The 5244-nt window shown below is 47.4% G+C and carries 2 tRNA genes and 3 rRNA genes; all 5 read right to left on the bottom strand.

Features of this window, described 5'->3' with window-relative positions:
- Positions 1 to 25: 25 nt before the first annotated feature.
- The 5 genes from rrf to H6W53_RS21300 all read right to left on the bottom strand — a co-directional run bounded on the left by rrf (position 26) and on the right by H6W53_RS21300 (position 5217).
- Positions 26 to 134: ribosomal RNA gene (rrf, locus tag H6W53_RS21320) — 5S ribosomal RNA — on the bottom strand.
- A gap of 206 nt (positions 135 to 340) precedes the next feature.
- Positions 341 to 3095: ribosomal RNA gene (locus H6W53_RS21315) — 23S ribosomal RNA — on the bottom strand.
- A gap of 172 nt (positions 3096 to 3267) precedes the next feature.
- Positions 3268 to 3344, bottom strand: a tRNA-Ala gene (locus H6W53_RS21310).
- 83 nt (positions 3345 to 3427) lie between these two features.
- A tRNA-Ile gene (locus H6W53_RS21305) sits at positions 3428 to 3501 on the bottom strand.
- Between the two features lie 199 nt (positions 3502 to 3700).
- Positions 3701 to 5217, bottom strand: a 16S ribosomal RNA gene (locus tag H6W53_RS21300).
- Together the 16S, 23S and 5S rRNA genes with 2 tRNA genes alongside form the textbook arrangement of a ribosomal RNA operon.
- Between the last annotated feature and the right edge of the window lie 27 nt (positions 5218 to 5244).

Raw genomic sequence — 5244 nt, 5'->3', positions numbered from 1 at the left:
TTAATCTATGAGACTTTTAAATAAAAACTGGCGGCGACCTACTCTCCCGCTTGTCGCAGTACCATCGGCGCTGGTGGGCTTAACTTCTGTGTTCGGAATGGGAACAGGTGAGCCCCACCGCTAAAACCACCCTAAAGGTTGTATATAATTTAAGGTTTTGTGTTCCGGGTTTGATGTTTATTGCTGTTGCACTTTAAACCTTGAACCCTAAACTTTAAACATTAAATGTTTTTATCGGTAAATTTCATCACAAAGGCAAAACCAGTGTTGCACTTATAAATACTTAAGCTAAGTTATGATAAGAATGATTGCTCATTACCTTACTCATTACTTATGAATAGGCTATAAATCTACGGGTAATTAGTACTACTCGGCTATGCTGTTACCAACTTTACACCTGTAGCCTATCAACGTGGTCATCTCCCACGACCCTTAAAAGATGTCTCATCTTGAGGCGAGTTTCGCACTTATATGCTTTCAGTGCTTATCTCTTCCAAACATAGCTACTCAGCGGTGCACCTGGCGGTACAACTGATACACCAGAGGTTTGTTCAATTCGGTCCTCTCGTACTAGAATCAAGCCCTCTCAAACATCTAACGCCCGCAATAGATAGAGACCGAACTGTCTCACGACGTTCTGAACCCAGCTCGCGTGCCACTTTAATGGGCGAACAGCCCAACCCTTGGGACCTTCTCCAGCCCCAGGATGTGACGAGCCGACATCGAGGTGCCGAACCTCCCCGTCGATGTGAGCTCTTGGGGGAGACTAGCCTGTTATCCCCGGAGTACCTTTTATCCTATGAGCGATGGCCCTTCCATACGGAACCACCGGATCACTATGTCCTGCTTTCGCACCTGATCGACTTGTAGGTCTCACAGTCAAGCACCCTTATGCCATTACACTCTACGCACGGTTACCAAGCGTGCTGAGGGTACCTTTGAAAGCCTCCGTTACTCTTTTGGAGGCGACCACCCCAGTCAAACTACCCACCACGCAATGTCCTTCTGAAAGAAGTTAGGCTCCAAGTAAGTAAAGGGTGGTATTTCAACGGCGGCTCCACAAACACTAGCGTGCCTGCTTCAAAGCCTCCCACCTATCCTACACATTACTTACTCAAAGTCAATACGAAGTTATAGTAAAGGTTCACAGGGTCTTTTCGTCCCATTGCGGGTAATCGGCATCTTCACCGATACTACAATTTCACCGAGCTCGTGGCTGAGACAGTGCCCAGATCGTTACACCATTCGTGCAGGTCGGAACTTACCCGACAAGGAATTTCGCTACCTTAGGACCGTTATAGTTACGGCCGCCGTTTACTGGGGCTTCAGTCAAACGCTTCGCTTACGCTAACGCCCTTCCTTAACCTTCCAGCACCGGGCAGGTGTCAGACCCTATACAGCATCTTTCGATTTAGCAGAGTCCTGTGTTTTTGATAAACAGTCGCCTGGGCCTCTTCACTGCGGCCAGCATTGCTGCTGGCGTCTCTTCTTCCGAAGTTACGAGACTATTTTGCCTAGTTCCTTAGCCACGACTCACTCGAGCACCTTAGGATTCTCTCCTCGACCACCTGTGTCGGTTTTGGTACGGGTTGCTTCACTTCGGCTTTTCTTGGATCCGATTACACTATAACAGCTTCGCCCGAAGGCTAAGCCTTGACACTTCCGTCCGTCTTCAATAGCTACATCGAACCGTCCCCTTTTTAGTGTGAGCAAGTATGGGAATATTAACCCATTGTCCATCCACTACCCCTTTCGGGTTCGCGTTAGGTCCCGACTAACCCTCAGCTGATTAGCATGGCTGAGGAAACCTTAGTCTTTCGGTGAGGGGGTTTCTCGCCCCCTTTATCGTTACTTATGCCTACATTTTCTTTTCTATAAGCTCCACCAAGCCTCACGACTCAGCTTCTACGCCGATAGAATGCTCTCCTACCAGATATAATTAATTATAAATCCATAGCTTCGGTATTCTGTTTATGCCCGATTATTATCCATGCCGGACCGCTCGACTAGTGAGCTGTTACGCACTCTTTAAATGAATGGCTGCTTCCAAGCCAACATCCTAGCTGTCAATGCAGTCCAACCGCGTTGCTTCAACTTAACAGAAATTTGGGGACCTTAGCTGTTGGTCTGGGTTCTTTCCCTCTCGGACATGGACCTTAGCACCCATGCCCTCACTGCCGTAGAACATTTATTAGCATTCGGAGTTTGTCAGGAATTGGTAGGCGGTGAAACCCCCGCATCCAATCAGTAGCTCTACCTCTAATAAACTTATATACGACGCTGCACCTAAATGCATTTCGGAGAGTACGAGCTATCTCCCAGTTTGATTGGCCTTTCACCCCTACCCACAGGTCATCCGAAGACTTTTCAACGTCAACCGGTTCGGTCCTCCACTTTGTGTTACCAAAGCTTCAACCTGCCCATGGGTAGATCACAAGGTTTCGCGTCTAATCCTACTAACTATTCGCCCTATTCAGACTCGCTTTCGCTCCGGCTCCGGTACTTAATACCTTAACCTCGCTAGTAAAATTAACTCGTAGGCTCATTATGCAAAAGGCACGCCGTCACAGAATTAATCTGCTCCGACCGCTTGTAGGCGTACGGTTTCAGGTTCTATTTCACCCTTCTATTCGAAGTGCTTTTCACCTTTCCTTCACAGTACTTGTTCACTATCGGTCTTTCAGGAGTATTTAGCCTTGGAGGATGGTCCCCCCATATTCAGACAGGATTTCACGTGTCCCGCCCTACTCATTTATCATCCAAATATGCCTTTCAAATACGGGGCTATCACCCTCTATGGCTGTTCTTTCCAGAACATTCTTTTAAACATATAAAGACTTTTGGGCTAATCCGCTTTCGCTCGCCACTACTTACGGAATCTCTTCGATTTCTTTTCCTCCGGGTACTTAGATGTTTCAGTTCTCCGGGTTTGCTCCTCTTACGAGGTAATACATCTTCAATGTATTGGGTTGCCCCATTCGGACATCTGCGGATCAATTCGTGTGTGCCAATCCCCGCAGCTTTTCGCAGCTTACCACGTCCTTCGTCGCCTCTGAAAGCCTAGGCATCCGCCATACGCCCTTAACGATTTCTTTCCTATTTTTAGGTTACTCAAGCACTTATAAGTGCTCGGTTTTCTCTTTGTGATGTCTTTACCGTTAATGTCAATGATCTTATTTCTGGTTCATAGTTTAAGGTTCTTGGTTCATGGAAAATGGCTCTCATCTTCCGTTATTGGAACTTTGAATATTAAACTTGAAACCCAATTGGTGGAGAATAAGGGAGTCGAACCCTTGACCTCCTGCGTGCAAGGCAGGCGCTCTAGCCAGCTGAGCTAATTCCCCCTCTAGGTGCTGTTGGCTTCTTGCTAATTGCTTTTGGATTTTTTGCCATAAGCTATAAGCTATTTGCCAGCCGCCTTAATTAGTAGTCTCGGGCAGGCTCGAACTGCCGACCTCTACATTATCAGTGTAGCGCTCTAACCAGCTGAGCTACGAGACTTTGTATGAGTAATGGGTGATGAGTAATAAGTAATATACTTTTCCCCTTCTTCATTTCTCAATCTCTTTCCCTTTTACTAATTTCTAGTGGGTTTTGTATTTTTTATATATATCAACCAAATAAAAAACTAAAGCTTTTCTTTAAGTAAGTGCTTTGTGTATTGCTACACTAATTTTGTTTATCGTCTAATGACGCTCTAAAATGAGATGTTCCAGCCGCACCTTCCGGTACGGCTACCTTGTTACGACTTAGCCCTAGTTACCTGTTTTACCCTAGGCAGCTCCTGTTACGGTCACCGACTTCAGGTACCCCAGACTTCCATGGCTTGACGGGCGGTGTGTACAAGGCCCGGGAACGTATTCACCGCGCCATGGCTGATGCGCGATTACTAGCGATTCCAGCTTCATAGAGTCGAGTTGCAGACTCCAATCCGAACTGAGACCGGCTTTCGAGATTTGCATCACATCGCTGTGTAGCTGCCCTCTGTACCGGCCATTGTATTACGTGTGTGGCCCAAGACGTAAGGGCCGTGATGATTTGACGTCATCCCCACCTTCCTCTCTACTTGCGTAGGCAGTCTCACTAGAGTCCCCAACTGAATGATGGCAACTAGTGACAGGGGTTGCGCTCGTTGCAGGACTTAACCTAACACCTCACGGCACGAGCTGACGACAACCATGCAGCACCTTGAAAATTGCCCGAAGGAAGGTCTATTTCTAAACCGATCAATTCCCATTTAAGTCTTGGTAAGGTTCCTCGCGTATCATCGAATTAAACCACATAATCCACCGCTTGTGCGGGCCCCCGTCAATTCCTTTGAGTTTCAAACTTGCGTTCGTACTCCCCAGGTGGCTAACTTATCACTTTCGCTTAGTCTCTGAACCCGAAAGCCCAAAAACGAGTTAGCATCGTTTACGGCGTGGACTACCAGGGTATCTAATCCTGTTCGCTCCCCACGCTTTCGTCCATCAGCGTCAGTTAAGACATAGTAACCTGCCTTCGCAATTGGTGTTCTAAGTAATATCTATGCATTTCACCGCTACACTACTTATTCCAGCTACTTCTACCTTACTCAAGACCCGCAGTATCAATGGCAGTTTCATAGTTAAGCTATGAGATTTCACCACTGACTTACGGATCCGCCTACGGACCCTTTAAACCCAATAAATCCGGATAACGCTTGCACCCTCCGTATTACCGCGGCTGCTGGCACGGAGTTAGCCGGTGCTTATTCGTACAGTACCTTCAGCTTTCCACACGTGGAAAGGTTTATCCCTGTACAAAAGAAGTTTACAACCCATAGGGCCGTCGTCCTTCACGCGGGATGGCTGGATCAGGCTCTCACCCATTGTCCAATATTCCTCACTGCTGCCTCCCGTAGGAGTCTGGTCCGTGTCTCAGTACCAGTGTGGGGGATCACCCTCTCAGGCCCCCTAAAGATCATTGACTTGGTAGGCCGTTACCCTACCAACTATCTAATCTTGCGCGTGCCCATCTCTATCCACCGGAGTTTTCAATTTTAAATGATGCCATCCAAAATATTATGGGGTATTAATCTTCCTTTCGAAAGGCTATCCCCCAGATAAAGGCAGGTTGCACACGTGTTCCGCACCCGTGCGCCGCTCTCAAGATTCCGAAGAATCTCTACCGCTCGGCTTGCATGTGTTAGGCCTCCCGCTAGCGTTCATCCTGAGCCAGGATCAAACTCTCCATTGTATGTTTGTCTGACTCACTCAAAGTTTT

It is taken from the genome of Chryseobacterium sp. C3, from assembly GCF_014218905.1.
GTDB classification, from domain to species: domain Bacteria; phylum Bacteroidota; class Bacteroidia; order Flavobacteriales; family Weeksellaceae; genus Chryseobacterium; species Chryseobacterium mucoviscidosis.
The sequence above is the reverse complement of the archived record's forward strand: the minus strand, read 5'-3'. Positions and strand labels throughout refer to the sequence as shown.